This is a genomic window from Thermocatellispora tengchongensis, assembly GCF_014202315.1.
Taxonomy (GTDB): domain Bacteria; phylum Actinomycetota; class Actinomycetes; order Streptosporangiales; family Streptosporangiaceae; genus Thermocatellispora; species Thermocatellispora tengchongensis.
Genome location: NZ_JACHGN010000008.1, coordinates 236791 through 260394 on the forward strand (window position 1 = coordinate 236791; position 23604 = coordinate 260394).

Here is a 23604-nt window from a genome sequence, read left to right on the forward strand (position 1 = left end):
TCAGCAGGCGTACTGGGGGTAGTGCTGCTTGATGTTGGCCTTGTTGATCACCACGTGCGGCACCAGGAGCTGCGGGGCCACCTTCTCGCCCTTGATCGCCTTGATCAGGTTCGGCACCAGGATCTCGCCGTAGCGCTCGGGGAAGTAGGCGACGCTGCCGATCCAGTTCGGGTGCTGGTAGATGACGCAGTTCTTCGGGTTGAGGTTCTGCACGCCCAGGTAGAGGTCGTTCGTACGGTTCTGCGCGCGGGCCGCGGCCAGCGCGCCCAGGATGCCGTCCTCGTTGATGCCGACCAGGATGATCCGGTGCTGACCCGGCAGCGCGGTGAGGGTGTCGGTCACCAGCTTCTGCGCCACGTCGCCCCCGGCGCCCCCTGCGTCCAGCTTGCGCAGGTTGCGCACCTCGCCGCAGACGCCGGCGAAGCCGTCGCGGATGCCGCCCATGCGCTGCTCGTTCACCTCGCCGACCTGCAGCGCCTCCAGCGAGATGAAGGCGTCGTACTGGCAGTCGAACTTCTCCTTGAAGTACTTGCCGAGCTCGTAGCCGATGAGCTGACCGGCGTAGGTGTTGGCCGCCCCGACGAAGGAGGTCTCGCACGGCTTCTGCGTGATGTCCACGGCCATGACCGGGACCGACGGGCCGGCGGCGCAGATGCGGGGCGCGGCGTTGGTGTCGGCCTGGAAGGTGATCAGGCCCTGCACGTCGCGGGTCTTGAACAGCTTGGCGCAGTCGAGCGCCTTGGCCGCGTCCAGCTTGGAGTCACAGGTGATCAGCTCGGCGCCGGCCCGCTCAGCCTGCTCCTCCACGCTCTTCTGCACGTCCTGCGGGAAGCCGGAGGCCAGCGAGAGCTGGGTGAACCCGATCGTGATGCCCGTGCCGCTGCCCGGCTCGGCCTGCTCGAACTCCACCACGCCGGGGGGCGGGGTGGGCGGCGCGGCCGTCGTCGTCGCGGCGGCGCCGTCGGCCGCCGGCGCGTCCTGGGCGGGGGTGGTTCCGCCGCACCCGAGGGTGCCGGCGAGCACGGCGGCGAGCACCGCGGAAAGGCGGATCGCCCGCTCCCATGAGCCGTTCACATGTGCCTCCCTAGGGCGGCCGCAGGGGAATGAAACGTTTCAGCCGCCTGGCAGGGAAGGCTAGGTTTGTCACGGAAGCAGCGTCAAGGGTTACAGAGAAGTTTCCAGGTCACGAAGATGTCGCGACGCGTTGCATGCCGAGTGAGGCATTATTACGTTTCAATGGCGAGCGCCGCCGTATAGTACGCTGCGGTCAAGATCCTGGGATTGGAGAAAATGTCCGCTTCGTGCTGTGAGGGCCCATGGCGATAGCGAGCATCAAGGAGGTCGCCCAGTTGGCCAGCGTGTCGGTCGGGACCGTCAGCAACGTGCTGAACCGTCCCGACATGGTCGCGCCGGCCACGCGGGAGCGGGTGCTCAACGCCATGAACGAGCTCGGTTTCGTCCGCAACGAGTCGGCCCGCGCCCTGCGCTCCGGCCGCACCCGCACCATGGGCCTGGTGGTCCTGGACGTCACCAACCCGTTCTTCACCGACGTCGCCAAGGGGGTGGAGGCCGCGGCCGACGCCAGCGGCATGATCATCACCTTGTGCAACAGCGACCAGGACGGCCCGCGTGAGCGCCGCTACCTGGACTACCTGGAGGAGCAGCGCGTCCAGGGCATCCTGATCACCCCCGTGGCGGGCGAGACCCAGCGGCTGGAGCAGCTCATCGACCGGGGAACCCCCGTGGTGCTGCTCGACCACCGCGCGACCCGCCGCAACCGCTGCTCCGCCGCCGTGGACGACGTCCTCGGCGGCAGGATCGCCGTGGAGCACCTGCTCGACCAGGGCCACCGGCGGCTGGCCTTCGTCGGCGGCCCGATGACGATCAGCCAGGTCGCCGAGCGCCACAAGGGGGCCGAGGAGGCCGTGGCCGAGGCCGGCGGCGAGGCGACCCTGGAACTCGTCGAGGTGCCCTCGCCCAGCTTCGCCTCCGGCAGGCACGCCGCCGACCGCTTCGCCGCCCTCCCCGCCGGCGAGCGCCCGACCGCGCTGTTCTGCGCCAACGACCTGCTCGCCCTGGGCCTGATGCAAGGGCTCCAGGCGCTCGGCCTGCGCATCCCCGGCGACGTGGCGCTCATCGGCTACGACGACATCGCCTACGCCGCCGGCGCGGCGGTCCCCCTGTCCTCGGTCCGCCAGCCCCGCGAGGAACTGGGCCGCGTCGCCGCCGAACTGCTCCTGGAGGAGATCGACGAGGGCGAACGCCACCGCCACCGACAGGTGCTCTTCGAACCGGAACTGGTCATCAGAGAGTCCAGCGTCCGCTCCTGAGCCGCACGGCTACTGTGCCCGAGGCCCGGGTTCCACGGGGTGCTCGAACGGGAGGTTGCGCAGGTAGAAGTGGGCCAGGTCGTCCCACAGCGCCCGCTCTCGCGCGATCCGCTCGGGCACCGGCAGGCCCAGGTGCGTCAGCAACAGGTGCCGGTGCAGGTCGAAGGCCGCCTTGACCTGCTCTCCGTACGCGATGGCGGTGGCCAGCGCCGACCGATGGGCGAGCGCGGCCACCGCCCAGGAGAGCAGGCACAGTGCCGCGAGCGGCCACCCGTGCCCGGACAGCAGGAGGAGCACCGGCCAGAAGGTGCCGAACACCATGGACAGGAACCGCAGCAGCAGGAACGCGTCGATCGCCGCCCGCGCGTCGTCCATGGCGGCGGTGGCCGTGTCGGGCAGGAGCGGCCTGAGCCTCGGCCAGATCACGGCGGCGTCGATGCCGTAACGCTCGTGAGGGTAGATCTCGGCGGCCCGCAGGATGTTGCCGAGCCGGGTGGGCATCATGAGGTCGAGCCTGGTGCGGGGCGGGTACTGCTGCGCCATCAGCATCTGCAGGCCGTTCTGCTCGGCGAGCCGGCCCTGCTCGGCCGCGGTTCGCTCGGCCTGTGCGAGACGGTCCCAGCGGCGGCGGTGCCGGCCGGTCGCCAGCCGCCGCAGCCGCTCCAAGCCCAGGCGGCGCGGCCAGTATCCCTCCATGATCCGCAGCAGGGAGAACTGCAGGGCCGCGACCAGATAGGCCGCGGCGGCCACGAGGGCGACCAGGCCGCCCAGGACGAGGCCCTGGGTGATGCCGGGGGCCTTCTCCCAGGCGCTCACGGCGCTCGCGCCCCTGCCGCTGACCACGCCGGCCAGCAGGCCGCTCAGCACCGTGAAGAGCAGGAGCGGCAGGAACGCGCCGAGGATGAACGCGCGGTCGAAGACCCGCTCCAGGCCCGTGACGGCCGAGTCGATCATGAGCGCTGCCGTCTCATGAGGTCGCCGTGGCTGCAGCGGGGCGGGTCGTCCGGGTCGTAGTAGGCGACTTCGACGCGCTCGTCGTGAACCGGGCAGACGAAGGCGAGCCGGCTCAGCGGGTCGCCCCCGAGCCGGTCCACGCCGCGCGTGGGCGTGCCGGCCAGGGCCAGCAGGATCTCCGTACGCAGCACTCCCACCGGCCCGCCGCCGTCCAGCAGCACCACGCCGAGCAGGCGCGGATCCCGCTCCAGCTCGGCGCGCGCGGCCTGGGCGATCTCCAGGACCGGCCGCTCGACCGGGAAGGCCGGCGGCGGCCGCAGGGGCAGGGCGGTCAGATCCCCGGCCGGGTCCAGGGCCATGGCGCCGTCGAGGTTCAGCAGGGCCGTCACCCGCTCGCCGTCCACGACGACCGCGAACTCGTGCTCGCCGGTGGCCAGGAGCCCGCGCAGGTCCTCGACCCGCTCGCGGGAGGCGACGACGTGGGCGGACGAGGACAGCCCCCGCCCAGAAGCCGGCCGGTCTGCCATGGGGTCTCCTTCGGTGCCGGTGACGGAGGCCGTGAAGAGCGCGAGCCGCCTGCCGAGTATGCGGTGCGCCAGGTGGGCGACGAGGCGGTGCCGCGTTTGGAGTGTCCCGGGCGGAGCCGCGAAGCAGGCCAGCGGATAGGGCGCGGCCCAGGCGGCGGCGGGGGGCCGGGGGTGGAAGTCCCAGACGGCGTTGTGCCCGCCGTCCACCCACCCGCTGACGGCGGGGCCGATCTCGCCGCCCGCTACGGGGACGAGATCGCGCTCCAGCCGTCCGTCCTCGAACCGAGCAGGCCCGGCGGGCTGCGCCTGCTCGGTCACCAGGGAGGGGAACACCGCGGCGCAGGGGGCCTCGCCGGCGCGTACCTCGTAGCGCGCCCACAGCAGCGCGGTCTCCTCGGGCAGGTGGAGCGCGACGCCCAGCGAGGCCAGCAGGAGCCGGGACCCCCGCAACGGCTCGTGCCGGACGGGCCCGAAGGAGGCGCGCAGGCCCGTCCAGAAGGAGTTCTCGGCCTCGAAGGAGATGAGGGGCGCCCGCTCGGCCATCGGCAGCGGCGTGCCGTGCGTCTCCACCACGGTCACGGCGACTCCTCAAGCGCCGCGCCGAGTGTCACGAAGGCCGCCCAGTCGGCGGGATGCCCGAACCGTGCCGTGCCGAGCAAACTCCGTTGCGCGCCGGCGACCGCGTCCTCCACGGGGAGCCCGGTGGCGAGCGCGGCGTAGAAGGCCCGGTTGAAGGCCGCGCCCGCCTCGTCCTGGATGGGCCACCAGGTGGCCACCACCGTCTTGGCGCCCGCGCTGAGAAAGGCGGCGGCCAGACCCTCGCTCTCTCCTCCCGGATGCCGCAGGGCGGCCGCGGTACGGCAGCCGCTGAGGTTGACCACGGTGGCCTGCGACCGCAGCGCGGCGATCTCGAAGGCGAAGGCGGGGCGGTCGGCGAGCAGGACCCGGGCGAGCAGCGGTCGTGCGCCCTCGAAGGCCGCGTGCCCGCCGATGTGCAGGATCGGCGCCCTCATGGCCGTCTTCAGCACCTCGGTGGTGGCCCGCTCCTCGGCGTACACCTCGGTGCCGGGAAAGGCGTCGGCGATGGCGGCGACCTCGGCGGGCAGCGCGTCCAGGACGTCCATGGTCTCGTACACCGGGTCGGAGACGGCCAGGGCCACGGGAGCGGCGGCGGGGGAGCCGGCCGTGCCCGTCGCCAGATACTCCAAGGACGGCAGATAGCCCACGTCGAGCCGGGCGAGCAGCGGCACGCCGTCCGTGGCGGCCGCGTGCACGGGCACGCTCGCCAGCGGCTCGGGCAGGACCAGGTACAGGCGGCGCAGCGCGGGGAGCCGGTCGGCGAGCGGCGCCAGCAGCTCGGCGCCCAGGCGGTCGAGCGCCCGGCAGGGCTGACGGGCTTCGAGCTCCCGATGCACACCCAGGGCCAGCAGGGCCGCCTCTCGGTAGGTGATGGCCGTCGGCAGGAGCACGGACTCTCCCGCGCTCAGCGCGGCGATCCACAGCCGGTCGTCGGCGGCCCGGAACACCTCGGCGGCCATGACGCCGGCGGGGAGCCGGCCGGCCGGCAGGGACGCGAGCTCGGCGGCGGGCCGGACGCCGCCGGCAGGGACGCCGGGGGTGAGGATCTGGCGCGCGTCCGTCAGGGCAGCGGCCTGCCGGGAGATCGCGTCCAGCCGGTCATGACGGTGTGAGACGGCGGCCTTGGTGGCCTCGACGGCCAGGGCCCGGAGCGAGGAGGCCATCCGGCCGTCGCGGTCGTCACGTTCGTCCCGGCCGTCCCGGTCGTCCGGGGCGTCGCCCTCGTCGCCGGCGGACTGCCCGCCGTGGGGGAGCAGCGCGCCGGGGCGTACCGACTTGGCCAGCGCCAGTATCCCCGGCACGAGGTCGCCGCGGCGCAGGCGCATCGCCTGGGCCAGCGCGGCGGTGAACGTCACGTCGAGCTGCCGCCGGTCGGACACCCTGAAGGAGAGCGTCGCGTGCCGCCGGACGGTGCGGGCCGCGGAGACGGCGGCGGCGAGCAGGGCGTCCATCGCGGCCTCCTCCTCGCGGCGGGCGAGCATGAGGCGGCCGCGCAGGTAGTGGCCGATGGCGAGGTTGAAGCCCGCGGCGTCCTCGTCCGCGCCGGCCCGGTAGTCCTCCAGGTGCGCGGCGGCCCCGGTCAGGTCTCCCGTCTCGATGAGGCAGGCGATCCTCTCGCTCAGCCAGGCGTCCTTCACCGCCGGGTTCGCCTCGTCCTCCAGGCGCAGGCCCGCCATGCGGTCCAGCTCCAGCAGGGCTTCCTCGTACTGGCCCGCGGCGCGGAACGCCACCGCCCGCTGATGGCGGATCACCCGCAGCCCCGAGACGTCCTGCGCGCGCGACAGAAGCTCCTCGGCCCGGTCGTAGGCCGTCAGCGCGTCGTAGTCGAGCCCGTGGTCGCGCAGCGTGGTGCCCACCTCCAGGAGGCAGCGTCCGGCCTGGCGCGCGTTGCCCAGACGCGTGAAGACCTCGACGGCCTCGGCCAGGATCTGCCAGCGCTCCTCCACCGAAGCCCGCAGCCGCAGCGCCTGGGCGAGGCTGAGCAGGCTGGTGCCGAGGAGCAGCGTGTCACCGTGGGGCCGCAGCAGCTCGACGCTCCGTCTCAGGCCGGCGGCGAGCGTCTCCGGGGAGAGCCCTCCGGCCGCGACGAACGCCGACAGGAAGTCCACCGGCAGGAGGACGACGTCGTTGTACAGGCTGTAGCCCTCGGAGACGTGCGGTCGCAGGACGATCGCGGCCAGTGACGCGTCGATCCCCAGCCGCCGCGCCTCCTCCTGGATGGCCTCGCGATCGGCCGTCACGTCCCCTCCTCGCGTGTGATCGCGGCGATCAGGTCCTGTACGAGAGGGTGCCCGGGGTCCAGTGCCATCGCGTTCCGCAGCGCCGCCGTCATCTCCTCCACGTCGCCCAGGGACAGCAGTGCCACGGCGAGCACGGCGTGCGCGGTCGCGTCGTCCGCGGCCAGCCGTGCCGCCCGCCGCGCCGCGTTCGCCGCCCGGTCGGGCCGTTCCCCGGCCAGGTGCGCCTTGGCGAGCTCCGTCCAGCAGCGGGCGTCGCCGGGGTCGATGGTGACGGCCGCGGTCAGCGCCGTCACCGCGTGCGCCACGTTCGCGCGGGCGCCTGCCCCGTCCGCGGACCCCAGGCGCGACAGGTGCGCGACCCCGTAGAGCATCCAGCCCTCGGCTACCCGCGGCGCCCAGGCCAGGACGGGCAGCAGGAGCGCGGGCACCCGCTCCTCGTGCCCGCCGATGTAGGCGTCCACCGCCTGCCGGTAGCGGGTCTCGGCGTCCTGTGGCCGCAGCGGCGCGTCGGCGTACGTCGCCGCCTGATGGGCGGCGACCATGCCGAACAGTCCGTCCGGCTCGCGCTCGCGCATCGCGTCGAGCGCCGGCGCGACCGCGGACGGCGGGGCGCCGCCCGCCCGCGCGTTGCACACCAGCGTGACCATCGCCAGGCCGAGATCGGCGTCGGCGCGGTACATGCGGCAGAGCCGGGAGACGGCGAGATCCAGCCGGCCCAGACGCTCGTAGACCTCGACGAGGAGCGGCCCGGCCGTCCGGTGTGCCGGCACGAGCAGGCACGCGAGCGCCAGATCCGCCTGCGCCGCCGCGAGATCGCCGGCCGCGAGGTGCAGCCCGGCCCGCCGGCAGTGCAGCTCCGCGAGGTAGCCGTCGAAGTCGAACGCCCGGCGGCCGGAGAGCTCCCCCATCCCGAGCAGCGCGGCGCGCCGTGCCCGCCGCGCTTCGGCGATCGCGTCGTCCAGGAGGGCGCGGGCGCGCGCGGCCGGGCCCCGCCGCATGCGGTCGCCGATCGCGGCCAGGGTCTTGTCGGCTTCGATGGCGAAGCCCTCGGGCGGGAGGCCGGCGCCGTCCAGCAGCCGGAACAGATCGTCAAGTGTCCGCGGCATGACACCGCTCTCGCCGTCGGCGGCCCGCCACAGCCGGTGAAAGGTCCATCACCCGATCATCGCGCGGCGGCGAGCGGCCGTCGAGCGAATCACTCCGGCGTCATCCGGGTCTCGATCAGGCGCCAGATGGCGAGCTGGACCAGGGCCAGGATGAGGGCGAAGGGCATCAGGGTCCATACGCCGACGCCCTCGGCGACGGCACCGGCCAGCCAGGGGAGTGCGGCGCCGCCGATGACCGACACGCCGTTCAGCACGCCGATGGCCGTGGGGACCAGCCGGGCCGAGGTCAGGCGGGGGACCACGGCCATCGCGGTGGGGAAGATCGGGCCGAGGAAGAAGCCGAGCAGGACGAAGCCCGCGCCGGCCACCGCGCCGCCGGGGGCGGCCCAGATCAGGGCGGAGGCGGCCGTCACGCCCGCCAGGCAGGCGTAGGTCATGCCGGTCGCGGTCAGTCCGAGGCGGGTGGCGACCGGGCTGATCAGGAAGCGGCCCGCGGTGAGGCCCAGCCAGTAGCCGCTGACGATGTAGCCCGCCACCAGGTCGGGCTCCTCGTGCTCGGTCACCAGGAAGCTGAACCCCCAGTTGCCCACGCCGACCTCCAGTCCGACGTAGACCGACAGGAACACCGAGGCCAGCAGGACGGCGGGCGCGCGCAGGACGGTGGTCAGCAGGCCGGTGCGCTCCAGCTCGGCGGCGGGGGCGCCGCCGTCGCCGCGCGGCACCGCCACGGGCACCGCGTCCTGGTCGCCGGGCGGGGCTGCCTGGGCGGTGTCCCCCGGCGGGTCGTGCCGGGGGTAGACCAGCAGGAACCCGATCGTCAGCGGCACGCACGCCAGCGCGAGCACCAGCCACACGGCCGTCCACGGCAGGGCGGTCAGCATCCAGGCGGCCAGCAGCGGGCCGAGCAGGGCGCCGACGCCGAAGAAGGCGTGCAGCCGGTTGAGCAGGGTGGTGGCCGAGGGCAGCTTGGCCAGGTAGGCGTTGAGCACCGATTCGAGCAGGCCGCCGCCGTAGCCGGCCACGATCTGGACGGCCAGCAGCGCCCAGAACGGCGGGCGCGTGGCCGTGTACAGCGCCGCCGCGATGAACGCCCCGCCGCCCACGGCCAGCGTGAGCCGCGGGCCGTGGCGTTCGATCAGCCCGCCGGCAGTGGCCCCGGAGAGCATGAACCCGGCGGAGAAGGTGAAGAAGGTGATCCCGATCGTGGCCATGTCCACGCCGTAGTCGCCGATCTGCGCCGGCAGCAGGACCCCGCCCACTCCGGCGCTGACTCCGATGAGCACGAAGGCGGTGTACGCGAGGACCACAGGCGCCCGGAACGGGACGCGCGCGACAGTCATCCGACCCCCAGACGGCACCGGGACCGACCCCCGCGTGACCGCGGCGCGATCACGTCCTGGCCGGTGGCCGGTCGTCCAGGTTGCGACAAGCAGGAAACGCGATGATCCTAGGTCACCGTGCCGCGCCGGGACCAGGGGTCATCGGCGGCGCCGGGCCCGCATGACGGTGTCGCGGGTGTGCTGGGTGCCCGGCGGGGCGGGCGAGACGCGGGGCCGGGTCTCGTCCACCTCGATCGTCCAGCCGTCGCCGAGCAGCATGGCGATCTCGTGCGGCTCGTAGAAGGCGTGCGGGTCGAAGCCGTGGCCGTGCCCGTGGTCCGCGGGCACCTCGGCGAGGTCGTGGCTCGCGACGAGCAGGGTCCCGCCCGGGGCCACCGTGTCCAGCAGGCGGCGCAGGGCGGCGTGGCCGTCCTGGCGGAGCAGCGGGAAGTAGTGGGCCGACACCAGGTCGTACGGCCCCGCCGGCGGCGCCTCGGCGGTCAGGTCGGCCTGCGCCCACTCCACCTCCAGGCCCAGGCTCGCCGCCCGCGCGGCGGCGCGTTCCAGCGCGACCCGCGACACGTCCACCCCGGTGACCCGCCATCCCTGCCGGGCCAGCCAGATGGCGTCGCCGCCCTCGCCGCACCCCAGGTCCAGGGCGCGCCCCGGCGGCATCCCGGTCACCTCGACGACGAGCACCCCGTTCGGCTCGCCGCTCCACACCTGCTCGGTGCCGCTGTACTTCTCATCCCAGAACCGCGCGTCCATTCCGTTCCGGCCTCCCGTCGGGTCGTGTGCGCGCCCATGGTGGCCCCTGAGATGCCGGACCGCCAAACGGTGTTGCGGGAACGGCAAACTACCACGCCAGCGGGCCGATGGGCCGGTCGCCCTCCCACACGGATCGGTGGGGCAGGCCCAGGTCGGGGTACTGGGAGTATCCGGCGGGGTTCGGCGTGGCCGCGCCCGGCGGCGGGGCCAGGTCGATCCGGTACAGCGCGTACGGCGGCGCTCCCGGGCACATCGGCTCCGGCGGGTCGCCCTGGTACATGCCGGCCCTGTAGTCCACCGCGACCAGCGCGTGCCGCCCGGAGGGGTCGAGGGTGAAGCCGGCGATGAACCCGCAGCCCGCGTGGAAGGCCGAGCCGGTGACCCGTGGCCGCGCGGGTGGCTGGAGCACCAGCAGTTCGTGGTTCCAGGTGTCCATGGCGGCGCTCTTGGACAGCAGCATGCGCTCGCCTCCGGGCCGGGCGAGCGCGAGCCCGTCGCTCAGCTCGGGCATGGCGTGCACCGTCGTCGTCGCGGCGAACAGGTCGGCGCCCGGACGGCGCACGTCCAGGGCCACCAGGCGGGGCGAGCGCGCCTTGGGGGGAACCGCGCGGAAGACCAGCGTGCCGGCGTCGCGCCAGTGCAGCCCGAGCGCGCCGTCGCCGAACGCGCCGAGGCCCTGCCCGCGGGGCGCGGACCACTCCCGGCGGGCGTTCACCAGCCCGACATGGGTCGTGCCGACCTCGAACGAGTCGCCCGGCTCGGCGACCAGCCGGGCGTAGGCGATCTCGCCCGAGGGCGAGACGGCCACGTCCGAGATCATCCCCTCGACCTCGGGCCCCACCTGCCCGAGGACGACCGCGCCGCCGTCGCCGTCCAGGTCCACCCGGTGGATCCGCGAGCGGCGCCCGCCGAAGGCGCCGTCGCCCGCCGTGGTGACCGAGGCGACGTAGCGGCCGGGCTCCCGGTCCGGGGCGATGGCGGTGTACTGGTAGAACTCGGGGTCGGGCGCGGCCACCGTGACGGGCTCGCCGCCCTCGGCCAGGTCCACCACGGTCAGCCGGTCGCCCAGCGCCAGGGCGTACCTGGGCGTGCCGTCGGCGGCGAGCACGGGCTCGGCGGGCTCGTACGGCGTCAGGCGCATGAGGGCGACGGCCCCGGCCACCGGCAGCGCGAACAACGCGGCGGCCACCAGGATCGGCCGCCACGGCACCGGCCGGCGGGGCGGGAGCGGGGGAGGGCGCAGGCCGGTCCAGGCGGCCACCAGCACCAGGGCGGCGGGCGTGAGCGCCAGGGCGATCCGCGCGGGCGACACCTCGTTCAGCGTCGCCGGGTCCACCGTGCAGGTGGCGTACTCGGGCACCGGCTCCAGCAGGCTCTGCACCCGGGACAGCGTGTACGACCCCGCGATCAGCGTGACCGCGGTCCCGGCCGCCCACAGGTGCACCCGGGGTCGGCCGGAGCCCCGGCGGGCGACCAGCCAGGCGCACAGCACCAGCACGACCGGGATCCCGGGGAACAGCACGGCCAGGATCTCCGAGATCCACGCCACCGCGGCCGACCATGACGTGTCGGCCGGCTCCCAGCCCGACCACGAGCACGAGATGTACAGCTCCTCGCTCAGGGCGGGGACGTGGCTGTGGACCAGCGTCGAGGCGGGCAGCAGGAACGCGGTCCACCACCAGAACAGGGCGTACGACTGCGGCCGCGCCGGTTCTGGTAACCAGGACGGCGACCGCCGCCCGCCTGTCCGCCTCACGCGTGCCCACCTCGCCACAGGACCGGACCCCGGCCGGCGCCGGGGAGAACGGAAGGGGTGCGTCACCGGGCCGGTGCGCCTGCCGCGCGAGGTCTCGGTGGCCGCGATCGGGGGTCGCGGCCCACGGTGACCGGGAGATCTTCCCGGATTCGCCCCGTCGCGGTCAACCGCGGGTGAGCATGGCCGCGCCGAGCACGCCCGCGCGCGTGCCGAGCGCGGAGGCGCGCAGCGCGGGCGGGTCGCGGAAGGCGAGGCGGGCGGCGAGGCGGTCGCGGAGCGGGGCGAGCAGCAGGTCGCCGCTGCGGGCCAGGCCGCCGCCGATCACGATGGCGGCGGGGTCGAGGATCAGCGTGTACGTGGCCAGGGCGAGGGCGAGCGCCTCGACGGCCCGCGCCCACACGGCCCCGGCCCTCGGCTCCCCGGCGGCGACCGCCCGCGCCACCTCGGCCGCGCCGGGGGTGCCGTAGCGGGCGGCGATGGCCCCGGCGGACGCGTACGCGGCCAGGCAGCCGCGCTGCCCGCACGGGCACGCCTCCCCGTCGGGCCAGACGGGGATGTGCCCGATCTGGCCCGCCAGCGTGGACGCGTACGGCCGTCCGCGCAGCACCATCGCGCCCGCGATGCTGGTGCCGATCGGCAGCAGCAGGAAGTCGCGCTCGGGGGCGTGCTCCGCCTCGGCCAGGCCGGCGGCGTGCACGTCGTGGCCGAGCGCCACCGGAACGTCCAGGTCGCAGAACTCGGCGGCGGGCACGTCGCGCCATCCCAGCGTCGCGGAGTAGCGGGCCACGCCGTCCTCGACCAGGCCCGGGACGGCCAGGCCGGCGGCGCGCGGCCCGTGCCCGAAGTGCGCGGCGCCCAGCGCCGCCAGCTCGGCGGCGAAGGCGCGCACCCCGGCCACGGGCGCGGCGCGGTCGGTGGGCCGGTGCCGGTGCAGGGCGATCTCGCCGTCATCGGTGACGAGGCCGCCCTTCATCCCGGTGCCGCCGACGTCGATCGCGACGACGTAGCTCGTGGCGGGGGTCGTGGCGGGGGTCATGGCAGGGCTCGTGGCAGGGGTCGTGGCAGGGGTCGTCGCGGGCGTCACGGCCGGCCGTCCAGGTGGACGACGATGCCGGTGGTCCTGGCGCGCTCGGCGGCCCACACCACGCGGTGCGTGGCCAGGCTCTCGGCGGCGTCGGTGGGCAGCAGGGCCGGGTCGCCGCTGGCGACGGCCGTCAGGAAGGCCGCGACGAGCCCCTGGTCGCCGCCGCCGTGCCCGTCGGCGGCCGAGGGGCCGGGGGCCTGGCCGGGCACGATCTCCTCCTCGCCGGTGCGGAAGTCGACCACGCGCAGCTTCTCGCCGTCGCCCTCGATGAAGCCGTGGGTGCCGAGCAGCCGGGTCTGGCGGTGCGCCATGGGGGTGAAGGCGCTCATGGTGAAGGAGCAGGTGGCGCCGTCGGGGAACTCCATGTTGACCACCTGGTGGTCCACGACGTCGTTGTCGCAGGCGTAGACGCAGCGCCCGTACGGGCCGGTGCGCAGCGCCTCCAGCACGCCCTCCTCCGTACGCGCCTCGGTGACCGCGCCGAGCGGCCAGAAGTGGCGGCCGGGGTCGGCCAGGCAGTCGAGGTAGAGCCGCTTGGCCGAGTAGGGGCAGGACGGTTCCAGCGGGCAGTCCACGCACCGGTCGGCGGCCCCCTCGGGGCGCTCGGAGGCGCGGAAGTGGGTCAGGTTGCCGAAGGAGCTGACCTTGACCGGCATCTGCCCGAACAGGTGCACCAGCCAGTCGATGTCGTGGCAGGACTTGGTCAGCAGCATCGGGGCCGAGGTGTCCTGGCGGCGCCAGTGGCCGCGGACGAAGGAGTGGGCGTGGTGCCACCAGCCCACCGGCTCCAGGTGCTGGACGTTCACGAGCCGGCCGATGCGCCCCTCGGCGAGCAGCCCTCGCAGCACCCGCGTGTAGGGCGTGTAGCGCAGCACGTGGCACACCGCCAGCATGATCCGGTTGCGCCGGGCCGCCTCGGCGATGCGCACCGCGTCGTCCTCGCTGGTCGCCATGGGCTTCTCCAGCAGGATGTGGTAGCCGAGGTCGGCCATCCGCACGGCCGGGCCGGTGTGCAACTGGTCCTGGGTCGCGATGACCGCCGCGTCGGCCAGCCGCCCGGCGGCCACCAGCTCGGACCAGCCGGCGTACACCAGGCCGGGGGCGACGCCGAACTCGGCCGCCACGGCTTCGCGGCGGTGCGGGTCGGGTTCGGCGACCGCGACCACGCGGCCCGCGCCCGACGCGACCGCGTGGCGCGCGTAGGACTGCCCGCGCAGCCCGGCGCCGACGAGGGCTAGAGTCACCGCAGACATGGAATCCTCTCGCGTAATTCCTCTGGACTCCATCAATATTAGGGTCAAAGCCGATTACCTCAAGAGGGGGTGTGGTGACCGCAGAACTCACCGGGGGCGACCTGTCGCGGCTCCGCCAGCTCAACGCGCTCGCCGTGATCCGCGCGCTGCGCGAGGAGGAGGCGCTCACGCTGACCGAGCTGGCCCGGCGCACGAAGCTGTCGCGCGCGTCGGCCGAGGACGTGGTGCGCGAGCTGATGGAGCTGGGGTGGGTGGCCGAGGCGGGCGCCACCGCCGGCTCGGTGGGCCGCCCCGCGCGCCGCTACCGCTTCCGCGCCGAGGCGGGCCGGGTGCTCGGCGTGGACATCGGCGGGCACAAGATCCGGGCCAGGGTCGCCGACCTGGACGGCGAGGTGCTGCACGGCGCCGAGGTCGCGGTGACCCCCGAGATGGGGCGCAAGGAGCGGCTGGCCGCGGTGGACGAGGCCGTCGCCGAGGCGCTGCGCGGGGCCGGCGTGACCCCCGCCGAGGTGTGGGCCTCCGGGGTGGCGACCACCGGCCTGGTCGACGGCGCCGGCCGGGTGATGTTGTCGGAGGCGCTGCCCGAGTGGACCGGCGTGGACGTGGCCGGGCACGTCGGGCGGCTGGTCAACGGCCCCGTACGGGTGGAGAACGACGCCAAGGTGGCGGCGCTGGCCGAGTGCTGGCGCGGCGTGGCCCGCTACGCCCGCAACGTCGTCTACCTGCTGGCCGGGCTGCGCACCGGCGCCGGGCTGATCATCGACGGCAGGCTGCACCGTGGCTTCGGCAACGCGGCCGGCGAGATCGGCGCCCTGCCCGCGGCCGGCTGGATCCGGGCCCAGGAGCACCTGAAGTCCTGGCCGGCCACCGGCCCCGGCGCGGTGGAGGACATCTTCCTGGCCGCCCGCGGCGGCGACAGGAAGGCCGCGGGCATCGTGCGCCGCTACGTGCGCGACATCGCCCTCGGCGCCTCGGCGCTGGTGCTGACGCTGGACCCGGAGCTGGTCGTGCTCGGCGGCGGGTTCTCCCGCTCGGCCGACCTCATCGCCGAGCCGCTGCGCCGCGAGCTGGACCGCTGGTGCATCCGCACCCCCGAGGTCAGGGTCTCGGCCTTCGGCGACGAGGGCGTGGTCCTCGGCGCGGTGCGCCTGGCGCTGGACCACGTCGAAGGCGTGCTGCACGGCGGCGCCGAGCTGACCTCACCGGACCGCTTCGCCGCCGGTCAACGCCCCGTGACCTAATCGAGTCTTGACTTAATTTCTATGGACTCCATTATTAATCCCATTCGACTGGGACGGCGCCCGGCGCGCCCCGTCCACCGGGAGGAAGGTCCATGCGGTTGCGTTCGAGTGCGGCCCTGCTGGGGGTGGTGCTGGCCGTTTCCGCCTGTTCAGGCGGGAACGAGCCGGCCACCACCGCGGCGGGGAGCCAGGAGAGGGTCACGCTGTCGTACGCGGTGTGGGACAACAACCAGAAGCCCGTGATGGAGGAGCTGGCCGCGGAGTTCACCAAGACTCACCCGAATATCGCCGTCAACGTCCAGCTCACCCCGTGGACCGACTACTGGACCAAGCTCAAGGCGGCGGTCACGGGCGGTGAGATCCCCGACGTCTTCTGGATGAACGGCCCCAACTTCCAGCTCTACGCCTCCAACGGGGTGATCCGCCCGATCGAGGAGCAGGTGGACACCTCCGTCTACCCCAAGCCCCTGGTGGACCTGTACACCTACGAGGGCAAGCTGTACGGCCTGCCCAAGGACATGGACACCGTCGGCGTCTGGTACAACAAGGAGCTGTTCGACGCCGCGAAGGTGAAGTATCCGGCCGACGACTGGACCTGGGCCGACTTCCGCGAGGCCGCGGCCAAGCTGACCGACCCCGGCAAGGGCGTCTACGCCGTGGGGGCGCAGCTCACCAGCTTCCAGGAGTACCAGTACAACACCATCGCCCAGGCCGGCGGCTACGTGATCTCCCCCGACGGCAGGAAGTCCGGCTACGCCGACCCCAAGACCATCGAGGGCCTGCGCTTCTGGACCGACCTGATCGACAAGAAGCAGTCGCCCGACCTGAAGACCATGACCGACACCGTCCCGCTGGCGATGTTCGAGGCGGGCAAGCTCGCGATGTACTGGGGCGGCTCCTGGAACGTCGCGGAGTTCTCCGCCAACTCCTACACCAAGGACAAGGTGGACGTGGCCCCGCTGCCCCGGGGCGAGAAGCAGGCCACCATCATCCACGGCGTCGCCAACGTCATGTCGGCCAAGACCGAGCACCCCGCCGAGGCGTGGGAGTTCGTGAAGTTCCTCGGGTCCAGGCAGGCCGCGGAGATCCTGGGCAAGAAGGGCCCGATCCCCGCCTACACCGGCACCCAGAGCGCCTGGGTGAGCGCGCACCCCGAGTTCAAGCTGCAGACCTTCCTCGACAGCGTGGCGTACGCCCAGCCGTACCCGGTCTCCAAGAACACCGCCGCCTGGAACGAGGCCGAGCTGACCTACCTCACCAAGGCGTGGGCCGGCGAGCAGCCCGTCGAACAGGCCGCCGCCGACCTGGCCAAGGCGATGGACGAGCTGCTCGCCAAGGAATGAGATGACCATCACCACCACCAGGGCGGGCGCCGCCCACACGGCGCCCGCCCGGAGGGCCGCCCGGCGCGGACGGGTCGCCGAGGCCCTGTGGGGGTTCGCCTTCATCGCCCCCACCGGTCTCGGCCTGGCCGTGTTCTACCTGTGGCCGGTCCTGCAGACCGCGTACTTCTCCATGACGGAGTGGGGCGTGTTCGGCGGCCACACCTGGACCGGCGCCGAGAACTACGCCCGCCTGCTCGCCGACCCCGAGGTCGGCCGGGCGCTGGTCAACACGCTGACCTACACCGCGCTCGGCCTGGCCGGCATCCCGCTGGCGATCGTGTTCGCCGCCCTGCTCAACCGCAAGGGGCTGCGCGGCGTGGGCGTGTACCGCACGCTGTTCTTCCTGCCGGTGGTCACCATGCCGGTGGCCGTGGCCATGGTGTGGCGCTGGCTCTACAACGGCGACTACGGCCTGATCAACCACCTGCTGTCGCTGGTGGGCATCGACGGCCCGAACTGGATCGCCGACCCGGCCACCGCCCTGTACGCGCTGGTCGTGGTGGGCGTGTGGAGCAGCCTCGGCTACAACATGATCATCTTTCTGGCCGGGATGCAGGCGATCCCCGCCGAGTACTACGAGGCCGCCGCGATCGACGGCGCCGGCCCGGTCCGCCAGTTCTTCCGGATCACGGTCCCGCTGCTGTCGCCCACCGCGTTCTTCGTCTCGGTCGTCTCGGTGATCGGCTCGCTGCAACTGTTCGACCTGGTCTACGTCATGGCCGGCGCGGGCGGCGCCGCGCGTGCCAACCCGGCCTACCCCCGGATGCAGACGGTGGTGCAGCTCTTCTACGACCGCGCCTTCGTCACCAACGACCGCGGGTACGCCGCCGCCATCGCGATGATGCTGCTCGTGCTGATCGTCGCCCTGACCGCGGCGCAGTTCCGGCTGCAACGGAGGTGGGTGCACTATGCGTAGGCCACGCCCGCGCGTCGGGGTGCACGCGGTCCTGATCGCCGCCTCGCTGGCGATGGTCACCCCCTTCGCCTGGCAGTTCATCACCTCGCTGAAGACGCTCAGCAGCGCCACCGCCGTGCCGCCCTCGCTGCTCCCCGAGGGCCGCTGGGAGAACTACGGCCGGATCTTCGAGCTGCTGCCCTTCGCCGACCAGTTCCTCAACACCGTGCTCGTGGCCGCGGCCCGCACCGCCGGGCAGGTGCTGCTGTGCTCCATGGCCGCCTACGCCTTCGCCCGGCTCCGCTTCCCCGGCCGCAACCTGATCTTCGGGCTGTTCCTGTCGGTGCTGATGGTGCCGCCGCAGTTGTTCATCATCCCGCAGTACCAGATCATGTCCTCGCTGGGCTGGCTGAACACCCTCCAGGCGCTCATCGTCCCCGGCCTGTTCAGCGCGTTCGGGGTGTTCCTGCTGCGCCAGTTCTTCCTCGGCCTGCCCCGCGAGCTGGAGGAGGCCGCCCGGCTCGACGGCGCGGGCCCGCTGCGCATCTACTGGTCGGTCATGCTCCCGCTGGCCCGGCCCGGCCTGGTCGCGCTCGCGGTGCTGGTGCTGCTGTGGTCGTGGAACGACCTGTTCTGGCCGCTCGTGGCCAACACCGACCCCGAACGGCTCACCCTCGCCGCCGGCCTCGCCTCCCTCCAGGGCCAGTTCCAGACCGACTACCCGGTGCTCATGGCCGGCTCGCTGCTCGCCTCGCTGCCGGTCATCGCGGTCTTCGTCCTGCTCCAGCGGCAGTTCATCCAGGGCATCGCCCACTCCGGCATCAAGGGCTGAGCCGGTGCCTCCGGGATCGGGCCGCGCCGGGCTCCGGTAGCGTCGGGGCATGCGGCTTCATGTGGGATGCGCGATGTGGACGCACGCGCCGTGGCAGGGGCGCTTCCTGCCCCATCCGCTCGCGCCGGCGGAGCGACTGCGCGCGTACGCGACCTGGTGCGACGCCGTGGAGGGGAACACGACCTTCTACGCGACCCCGGCCAGGAGCACCGTGGAGTCATGGGCCCGCCAGACCGATCCCGGCTTCCGGTTCGTGGTCAAGCTGCCCAAGACGATCACCCACGAGCGGCGGCTGACCGGCGGCGAGGAGGAGCTGCGCGCGTTCCTGGACGCGATCGAGCCGCTCGGGCCGCGGGCGCACGCGCTGTGGGTGCAGCTTCCGGGCTCGTTCGCGCCGTCCGACCTGGGCGCGCTGGCGTCCTTCCTGCGCCGGCTGCCCGGCTCCTACCGGTACGCCGTCGAGGTCCGGCACCCCGCCTTCTTCGACGAGGGCCGCTCGGAGCGGCTGCTGGAGCGGGTGCTCGGCGGCGCGGGCGCGGAGTGGATCACCTTCGACACCGCCGTCCTGTTCCGCAGCCCGCCCACCAGCGACGCCGAGCGCGAGGCGTGGACCAGGAAGCCGCGCCTGCCCCGCCGCGCCCCCGCGCTCACCGACCGCCCGATCGTGCGCTACCTGGGCCGCGACGACACCGCCCGCACGGTGGAGGGGTGGCGGCCCTGGGTGGGCAAGGTCGCCGGCTGGCTGCGCGAGGGCCGCTCGCCCACGGTGTTCATCCACACCCCCGACAACGCCGAGGCCCTGGCCCTCGCCCGCCGGTTCCACGACGAGGTCCGCGCCCTGGTGCCCGAGGTCGAGCCGCTGCCCGAGCCGATGCCGTCCGAGCCGCTCACCCTGTTCTGAGTTCCGACCGCGCTCGCGCACTATCGGGCATGGCCGCACACCCGGCGGTAGGGCAGCTCGGGGATGTGGCGGCGCCACTCCTCGCGCGACAGCTCCCGGCCCGCCAGGGCGCAGACCCGCCGCGCCACGCGTACGGGATCGACCTCCTCCGCTCGCACCTCGCCGTACGGCCCGGCGGCGTACAACAGGGCGCCGGAGGGGGCGAAGGCCAGGTCGGCCGCCTCCTCCCCGGGCGTGAACGCGCCGATGGCCCGCCCCGTCGCGACGTCCCAGAGGCGGACGCCCGCCGGGGTGGAGGCGGCGAGCGAGCGCCCGTCGGGGGAGAAGGCCGGGGCCGAGGGATAGCGGTCATCCAGCCGCACTCCCGACGGACGCCAGGTACGGGTGTCCCACAGCGTGACGCCCGCCGGGCCCGCCATCGCGAGCAGGCCGCCGCGGGGAGCGAAGGCCGGGCTCTGGCCGGCCGCCGTGGGCAGGCGGCGGACGACGCGGCCCGACGGGAGCTCCGCGACCACGCCGTCGCCGGCGATCAGCAGGCGGCCGTCGGGGCTGAATGCCACCTGCTCGCCGGCGTTCACCCCGCGCAGCTCCGTGCCCCTGCGCTCGCGCCAGCGCCACAGCTCCATCGGCGCCTCGCCGCCCACGTCCACGTCGCCCGCCTGGGCGGGGGCCACCGCCAGCAGGGTCGCGTCGGGGCTGAACTCCAGCTCCGCGACCCCCTCAAGCCGCTGCCTGAGCGGGAACGCCGCGCGCACCGCGAGCGAGCCGGAGTCCAGCACCGCCACCGAGGGCGTGCCGGGGCGGGTGCCGGGCAGGGCGAGGAACCCGCCCACGGCGATCAGCGCGCCGTCGGGGCTGACCGCGACCTGGCACAAGCACGCCCCGTCCTCGCCGTGGGCCAGCACCTTCAGCGACCGCAGCCGCTCCCCGGTGGCCGCCCGCCGCACCTCCAGCACGCCGCCCTTGACCACCGCGGCCACCTCGCCGCCCACCGCGACCGCCAGGTGATCGCCGTCGCGGGCGCCGCCCGGCTCGGCCGGGCGCAGGGTCAGCACCGTGCCGCCGGGGCCCAGGACCCGCAGCGTCCTGCCGTCGGCGGCGAACACCGCCGGCGGCTCCACCCCCGAGGTCGCGAAGGGCAGCCGCGAGAGCCGGGCGCCGTCGCGCGTCCGGTACGTCGTGATCTCCGCGCCGTTGTCCACGACCAGCAGCGCCCCGTCGGGCGACAGCGCCGCCTGGCCCTCGCCCGCCGCCCCGTCGCCGACCCACCAGTCGCGGCTCTCGCCGGTCCCGAGGTCCCAGAAGCGCACCCCGCCGTCGCGTACGGTGGCGAAGGTGCGGCCGTCGGCGCTGAACAGCGCGCCGCCCACGCCCAGCTCGTCCGACAGCCACTCCAGCGCCCGCCGCCGGTCCGCGCTCAGGTCCCACAGCCGCACCGGCGTCGCGCCCTCGGAGGCCAGGCCCGTCACGCCGTACCGGCCGCCGGGGCCCAGGACCTCCACCAGGCCGCCGCCGGGCGCGCGCACCGGCCGCCGGGTGCGCAGGTCGATCCAGGCCGGCTCGACGGCGTCGCCGGTCCCGGACGGCAGGTGCAGGAAGCGGCCGTCCGGGCTGAAGCGCATGGAGCCGGGCGCCAGGAACGAGAAGCCGCCGCCGAACCCCGCGCCGTCCGGCCGTCCCGAGCGCACGTCCCACAGCCGTACCGAGCGCTCGTCCCGTACGGCGAGCAGCGAGCCGTCGTGGTTCAGCGCGGCCTGCCGCGCCCCGGCGCTCACGCCCTCGATCCGGGCGGCCTGCCGGCCCGAGGCCACGTCCCACACCGTCGCCACGCCGTCGCGCACCCCGGCGAGCAGCGTGCCGGTGGTGCTCAGCGCGTACACGGTGGCCGGGCCGGCGCCCGGCGGGGTGAACACGTCGCGGGCCGGATGCGCCGCCGCGCCGCGCAGCCCCGCCCGCGTCTCCGGCTCCTGCGGCCCGATCCGCCAGGCCGCCACGTTCAGCAGCATCGCCGTACGCGGGTCGCTCACCCGCATGCCCTCGGCCCGCACCGCCAGCGACCGCGCCACGGCCCGGTCCAGGTGCGCCGCCACCGCCGCCCGCTCGGCCACGGCCTCCCGCCGCCGCGCCTCGGCGTAGACGCCCGCACCCGCCGCCACCACCGACAGCGCCACCAGCGCCGCGGTCACCTGGCGCCGCCGCCGCACCCGCCGCGCCGCCATCGTGACGCCCTCGGTCAGGAAGCGCTCCTCCAGCGGGTTCAGGGTCACGACGCGCCGGCCCTCGGTCGCCCACGTGCGCGCGATCTCCAGCGCGCTGCCCTGGTACAGGTCGCCGGGCCGCCGATCGTGCAGCTCCCACAGCCGTGCGGCCTCGCCCAGCCGCCGGTGGATCGCCAGCCCCGGCCGCTCGGCGTCCAGCCACTCGCGCAGGCGCGGCCAGGCCCGGGGCAGCGCGGCACTCGCCAGCCGCACCCCCGCCTCCTCCCGCACCACCAGCCCCGCCGCGAGCAGCGCCGACAGCACCGCCTCGTGGCCGGGCCGCCCGCCGCCCACCTCGTCGGGGTCGGCCGTGCGCGGCATGTCCCCGCCGCCCTCGGTCGTCTGGATCAGCCGCAGCAGGATGTCGGGCACCACCGCCCGCTCGGCGGGGGAGAGCGAGTCGTACACGCGCTCGGCCACCGCGCCCAGCGGGGGAGAGGTGACCACCACCGAGGGCCGGACCTCGGCCGCCGCGCTCAGGCCCCGGTCCAGCAGGCCCCCGTCGTCCCGGCCGCCGCCGCGCACGCTCAGCAGCCCCAGCAGCAGGTCCCGCGCCGGCGGGCGGTCCTGTGCCCGCTTGGCCAGCGCCCGTCCCACCGCCTCGCGCAGCGACGCCGGCAGCACGCCGACGTCGGGCTCCAGCGTCAGCACCCGATGCATGACCGCGGCCATCGTGGGGCCCTCGAACGGGCTGCGCCCGGTCGCCGCGAACAGCATCACCGCGGCCCAGGCGAACACGTCCGCGGGCGGCCCCGCCCGCTCGCCGCGCAGCACCTCCGGCGCCATGTACGGCGGCGTGCCCTGCACCAGGCTCGCCGCCGACAGCGACATGTCCTCGGTCCTGGCGATCCCGAAGTCGATCACCCTCGGGCCGTCCGGGCTGAGCAGCACGTTGTCCGGCTTCAGGTCCCGGTGCACCACGCCCGCCTCGTGGATCGCCACCAGGGCCGTCATGACGCCGATCGCCAGCCCGTGCAGCCGGTCGCCGCCGAACAGCCCGCCCTCCGCGACCGCCCGGCGCAGGCTCGGCCCCTCGACGTACTCGCTCACCAGGTACGGCTCCGGCCCCGAGCCGTCGGCCGCGATCAGCCGCGCCGTGCAGAACGACGCCACCCGCTGGGCCGCCGCCACCTCCCGGGCGAAGTCGCGCCCCCGCGCCCCGCGGCGCAGCACCTTGACCGCCACCCGGGCGCCGGCGTCGTCGTACGCCTCGTACACCACGCCCTGGCCGCCCTCCCCGAGCCGCCGCGCCACCCAGTACCCGCCCAGCCGCTCGGGATCGCCCGCCGCCATCGCACCCTCCAGCCCACCGGCCCCTTCGACGATCACGGGCACCATAGTGGCTGCGGCCGATCGAGCCGCCGCGAATGCGATGATCCGCCCGGCTCCTCGCCACGGGCGAGGACGCCCGGCCGTTGTGTATGCAAACAACTCCGGCGTGTCCCTGGAGAGCGGCCTGGCGCGATGGTCAGGCGGAGCCTCCGGGACCGGCGAGGCCGTGCAGCAGGAGCCGGGTGAGCGTGTCGATCACCTCCTCGTCGGAGCGGCCGGACCCCGAGCCGTCGTCGAGCAGCGCGTAGGAGAGCATCGACAACATCCCGCCCATCGCCGCCGCGACCAGTTCCGGGTCTCCCGGCAGCGGGTGCCCCGCCTCCCGCAGGTGCTCCAGATGCTCGCGGAACACCCGGGTGTCCTCGATCAGGCGGCGCCACATCTCGCCCGCGCCGGGACCCGCGGCCATCGCCGACTCGAACAGCGCGACCATGACGGCACGGTTGTCGCGCATCAGCCGCCAGGCCACCGCGAGGTGCTCGCGGAGCTGGTCGCGGTCGGTCAGCTCGTGCGGCGGATGATCCCCCTGTGCGCCGGCGCCGCCGGGCTCGCTCGCCAGCCGGTCGTGCGCCGCGCCGTGCATGTCGGCCAGCAGGGCGCGGAGCAGGTCCTCCTTGCTCGCGAAGTGGTCGTAGAAGGAGCCGGTGGCCCGGCCGGCCGCGGCCGTGATGTCGGTGATCTTCGTGTTCAGGTAGCCGCGCTCCGCGAACTGCCGCCGGGCGGCCTCCTTCAGCGCCGCCTCGGTCTCCGCCGCCCTGGCCTTGCGTACTCCCACAGGACCTCTCCTTGACGCCGTCATCGCCGCATCAGCATACTGAACCCGATTTCGCCGAATATGGATTCG

Annotated in this window: 18 protein-coding genes; 6 read left to right on the plus strand and 12 right to left on the minus strand. The window is 74.4% G+C overall.

The window, feature by feature from the left end; all coding sequences use genetic code 11:
• Window positions 1-1074, minus strand: coding sequence for a sugar ABC transporter substrate-binding protein (locus tag HNP84_RS20405; protein ID WP_185051356.1), 1074 nt, complete (start codon window positions 1072-1074; stop codon window positions 1-3).
• Window positions 1075-1316: 242 nt separating this feature from the next.
• Between HNP84_RS20405 and HNP84_RS20410 the strand changes: the two genes are divergently transcribed.
• Complete coding sequence (locus HNP84_RS20410; protein WP_185051357.1) at window positions 1317-2330, plus strand: LacI family DNA-binding transcriptional regulator; 1014 nt, start codon at window positions 1317-1319, stop codon at window positions 2328-2330.
• 9 nt (window positions 2331-2339) lie between these two features.
• Here HNP84_RS20410 and HNP84_RS20415 read toward each other — a convergent pair whose 3' ends face one another.
• From HNP84_RS20415 to HNP84_RS20455, 9 genes are all read right to left on the minus strand, one after another.
• Window positions 2340-3284 (minus strand): hypothetical protein, encoded by a 945-nt coding sequence (locus tag HNP84_RS20415; RefSeq protein ID WP_185051358.1) that lies wholly within the window; start codon window positions 3282-3284, stop codon window positions 2340-2342.
• On the minus strand, window positions 3281-4390 hold the full coding sequence (locus HNP84_RS20420) for a hypothetical protein (RefSeq protein ID WP_185051359.1): 1110 nt from the start codon (window positions 4388-4390) through the stop codon (window positions 3281-3283). Before HNP84_RS20420 ends, HNP84_RS20415 begins: the two co-directional genes overlap by 4 nt.
• Window positions 4387-6630 carry a CHAT domain-containing protein gene (locus tag HNP84_RS20425; protein WP_185051360.1) on the minus strand — a complete coding sequence of 748 codons (2244 nt, stop codon included), beginning with the start codon at window positions 6628-6630 and terminating at the stop codon, window positions 4387-4389. Before HNP84_RS20425 ends, HNP84_RS20420 begins: the two co-directional genes overlap by 4 nt.
• Window positions 6627-7736, minus strand: a complete 1110-nt coding sequence (locus HNP84_RS20430) for a tetratricopeptide repeat protein (RefSeq protein WP_185051361.1) — start codon at window positions 7734-7736, stop codon at window positions 6627-6629. Before HNP84_RS20430 ends, HNP84_RS20425 begins: the two co-directional genes overlap by 4 nt.
• Before the next feature lie 89 nt (window positions 7737-7825).
• Window positions 7826-9076 (minus strand): MFS transporter, encoded by a 1251-nt coding sequence (locus tag HNP84_RS20435; RefSeq protein WP_185051362.1) that lies wholly within the window; start codon window positions 9074-9076, stop codon window positions 7826-7828.
• A gap of 138 nt (window positions 9077-9214) precedes the next feature.
• On the minus strand, window positions 9215-9823 hold the full coding sequence (locus tag HNP84_RS20440; protein ID WP_185051363.1) for a class I SAM-dependent methyltransferase: 609 nt from the start codon (window positions 9821-9823) through the stop codon (window positions 9215-9217).
• An 88-nt stretch (window positions 9824-9911) separates the two neighbouring features.
• Entirely contained in the window at window positions 9912-11579 is a 1668-nt protein-coding gene (locus tag HNP84_RS20445) for a hypothetical protein (RefSeq protein ID WP_185051364.1), read from the minus strand.
• Window positions 11580-11742: 163 nt separating this feature from the next.
• Window positions 11743-12615, minus strand: a complete 873-nt coding sequence (locus tag HNP84_RS20450) for an ROK family protein (RefSeq protein WP_185051365.1) — start codon at window positions 12613-12615, stop codon at window positions 11743-11745.
• A 44-nt stretch (window positions 12616-12659) separates the two neighbouring features.
• Entirely contained in the window at window positions 12660-13916 is a 1257-nt protein-coding gene (locus HNP84_RS20455) for a Gfo/Idh/MocA family protein (protein ID WP_185051366.1), read from the minus strand.
• 74 nt (window positions 13917-13990) lie between these two features.
• Between HNP84_RS20455 and HNP84_RS20460 the strand changes: the two genes are divergently transcribed.
• The 5 genes from HNP84_RS20460 (at window position 13991) to HNP84_RS20480 (ending at window position 19170) form a co-directional block, all read left to right on the plus strand.
• Complete coding sequence (locus HNP84_RS20460) at window positions 13991-15157, plus strand: ROK family transcriptional regulator (RefSeq protein WP_185051367.1); 1167 nt, start codon at window positions 13991-13993, stop codon at window positions 15155-15157.
• Between the two features lie 92 nt (window positions 15158-15249).
• Window positions 15250-16500: an ABC transporter substrate-binding protein gene (locus tag HNP84_RS20465; RefSeq protein WP_185051368.1), complete on the plus strand. Its 1251-nt coding sequence runs from the start codon at window positions 15250-15252 to the stop codon at window positions 16498-16500.
• 1 nt (window position 16501) lies between these two features.
• Window positions 16502-17458: a carbohydrate ABC transporter permease gene (locus tag HNP84_RS20470; RefSeq protein ID WP_185051369.1), complete on the plus strand. Its 957-nt coding sequence runs from the start codon at window positions 16502-16504 to the stop codon at window positions 17456-17458.
• Window positions 17451-18269 (plus strand): carbohydrate ABC transporter permease, encoded by an 819-nt coding sequence (locus HNP84_RS20475; protein ID WP_185051370.1) that lies wholly within the window; start codon window positions 17451-17453, stop codon window positions 18267-18269. The genes HNP84_RS20470 and HNP84_RS20475 overlap by 8 nt, the downstream gene beginning before the upstream one ends.
• Before the next feature lie 49 nt (window positions 18270-18318).
• Window positions 18319-19170, plus strand: coding sequence for a DUF72 domain-containing protein (locus HNP84_RS20480; protein WP_185051371.1), 852 nt, complete (start codon window positions 18319-18321; stop codon window positions 19168-19170).
• Window positions 19171-19190: 20 nt separating this feature from the next.
• Here the strand turns inward: HNP84_RS20480 and HNP84_RS20485 are convergent, their stop codons facing one another.
• Both HNP84_RS20485 and HNP84_RS20490 read right to left on the minus strand, forming a co-directional pair.
• Window positions 19191-22757, minus strand: a complete 3567-nt coding sequence (locus HNP84_RS20485) for a WD40 repeat domain-containing serine/threonine protein kinase (RefSeq protein ID WP_185051372.1) — start codon at window positions 22755-22757, stop codon at window positions 19191-19193.
• A gap of 139 nt (window positions 22758-22896) precedes the next feature.
• Complete coding sequence (locus tag HNP84_RS20490) at window positions 22897-23535, minus strand: TetR family transcriptional regulator (protein WP_185051373.1); 639 nt, start codon at window positions 23533-23535, stop codon at window positions 22897-22899.
• Between the last annotated feature and the right edge of the window lie 69 nt (window positions 23536-23604).

Bases quoted from the DNA above. Each gene is read 5' to 3' on its own strand.
- HNP84_RS20410 (WP_185051357.1), top strand. From the start codon at position 1,317: ATGGCGATAGCGAGCATCAAGGAGGTCGCCCAGTTGGCCAGCGTGTCG.
- HNP84_RS20415 (WP_185051358.1), bottom strand. From the start codon at position 3,284: ATGATCGACTCGGCCGTCACGGGCCTGGAGCGGGTCTTCGACCGCGCG.
- HNP84_RS20430 (WP_185051361.1), bottom strand. From the start codon at position 7,736: ATGCCGCGGACACTTGACGATCTGTTCCGGCTGCTGGACGGCGCCGGC.
- HNP84_RS20435 (WP_185051362.1), bottom strand. From the start codon at position 9,076: ATGACTGTCGCGCGCGTCCCGTTCCGGGCGCCTGTGGTCCTCGCGTAC.
- HNP84_RS20440 (WP_185051363.1), bottom strand. From the start codon at position 9,823: ATGGACGCGCGGTTCTGGGATGAGAAGTACAGCGGCACCGAGCAGGTG.
- HNP84_RS20450 (WP_185051365.1), bottom strand. From the start codon at position 12,615: ATGACCCCCGCCACGACCCCCGCCACGAGCTACGTCGTCGCGATCGAC.
- HNP84_RS20455 (WP_185051366.1), bottom strand. From the start codon at position 13,916: ATGTCTGCGGTGACTCTAGCCCTCGTCGGCGCCGGGCTGCGCGGGCAG.
- HNP84_RS20465 (WP_185051368.1), top strand. From the start codon at position 15,250: ATGCGGTTGCGTTCGAGTGCGGCCCTGCTGGGGGTGGTGCTGGCCGTT.
- HNP84_RS20470 (WP_185051369.1), top strand. From the start codon at position 16,502: ATGACCATCACCACCACCAGGGCGGGCGCCGCCCACACGGCGCCCGCC.
- HNP84_RS20475 (WP_185051370.1), top strand. From the start codon at position 17,451: ATGCGTAGGCCACGCCCGCGCGTCGGGGTGCACGCGGTCCTGATCGCC.
- HNP84_RS20480 (WP_185051371.1), top strand. From the start codon at position 18,319: ATGCGGCTTCATGTGGGATGCGCGATGTGGACGCACGCGCCGTGGCAG.